Origin of the sequence: Armatimonas sp. (genome assembly GCF_043760365.1) — a bacterium.
Taxonomy (GTDB): domain Bacteria; phylum Armatimonadota; class Armatimonadia; order Armatimonadales; family Armatimonadaceae; genus Armatimonas.
In genome coordinates this window covers 1-1,530 of sequence record NZ_JAYUPA010000592.1, presented here as the reverse complement: position 1 = coordinate 1,530, position 1,530 = coordinate 1, and the positions used below count along the sequence as shown (strand labels likewise).

Below are 1,530 nucleotides of genomic sequence, written 5' to 3'. Positions count from 1 at the left end.
CTGTTGCCGGAAGTCGAACCAGAAGATGTACATGATCGGGCATTCCATTCTCCCACAAGCAACGCCCGACGGTACTGAGTTGCCCAAACGAAATGTGAGAAGCTCTCCACTTTGCTCTGATGTCTTGATGTCCTATTTACTTTCACACCCCTATAACGGTCCGTCACTCCCGTTTCTTACAAAACGTCGCCACTATTTTTTGCAGAGGAAATCTGATACGACTCTCGCGGGCTCGGCCCGCTTCGCTGAAGGCGGCCCAGACGCGGCCTTTCAGGCCACGACAAAACGGCAAAATGCAAAATTTCATTGAAGCATTTGGTTTTGGCAAGCGTCAAAGAGAGTAGCGGAGGGCGCATGAGCACGCCAAATCTTTGACGCGCCTGCCGCAAGAGCTATGAAAAATGCGTTTAGTCGTCGCCGCGCCCTGCAAGTTCTCGGGGCAGGTCTTCTTGCCAACCTCGGAGCCGCCTGGGCACAGCCGCCCGGATTCCAGCCGCCGATTCGGCCTGTGCCGCGCCCTCTTCCGCCGCGTCACACGCCGACCATCACCGTTTCCTCGGTCGCTCTCAACGCCGATATTAAAGACGGGATCGCGACGGTCGAGGTCTCACATGTCTTCAAGAATAGTGGCTCCGTGCAGGGCGAGGCGGACTTTGTATTCCCAATTCCCAGCGGCGCGACCGTCCGTGACTTTGCGATGTTTGATGGCGAGCATAAATTCGAGGCGCGGGTTCTGGGCAAAGATGAGGCCACGCGGGTTTATGAGGAGATCGTGCGGCAGCGGCGCGATCCGGCGCTGCTGAGCTATGTTGGACAGGGTTTGCTGCGGGCGCGAGTGTTCCCCATTCCCGCCAATGGCGAGCGGCGCGTGACTCTCAAGCTGGTCTCGGTTCTCCCACGCGAGGGTGATGCGAAGAAGTTTGTCTGGGCGCTGGCGGGGCCGCACCTGCCAGGTGGAATGCGTCCCGCGTTTGTGAGCATCCGCGTGGTCGCCAGCAACGCTGGGAACCTCTACTCGCCAACCCACGATGTCACGATCAAGCGCCTTGAGGACGGCACGGGGCGCATCTCTGCCGAGTGGTCGTCCACCAAGAATGAGGCGGCGCTGGCGGAGCACCCGGAGCTGGCGCTCTATGTGGGGGCAAAAGACACCAGCGCGGTCGCTCTCTCGCTGCTCGCCTACAATGCGGCGCTACCTCAGGTGGCGAGTATTGGGGGCGGCTTGCACCAAAGCGGCTACTTCATGGTGATCGCCAGCCCCAATATTCCTAAAACAGCGCTGAAAGACCTCCCGCCGCGCCGCGTGGTGCTCGTGATGGATCGCTCCGGCTCGATGCAGGGCAAGAAGATCGAGCAGGCTCGCAGCGCACTAAAATTCGCCGTGGGCAAGCTGCGCTCACAAGACAGCTTCAATATTCTCACGTTCTCCGATGCCGTGACGAAGTTCTCGCCGGAGCCCGTTCTGGCAACATCAGATAACCTCAAACGCGCTGGCGCGTTTGTGGACGAGATTGGTGCCGCCATCGGCAA

The 1,530-nt window shown here is 59.5% G+C and carries 2 protein-coding genes; both read left to right on the top strand.

Features of this window, described 5'->3' with window-relative positions:
- Window positions 1-310: hypothetical protein (locus ACH2EH_RS13605; RefSeq protein ID WP_395142533.1), on the top strand; the 310-nt coding region annotated here is incomplete at its 5' end.
- 84 nt (window positions 311-394) lie between these two features.
- On the top strand, window positions 395-1,530 hold a 1,136-nt coding region (locus ACH2EH_RS13600), incomplete at its 3' end, for a VIT domain-containing protein (protein ID WP_395142531.1).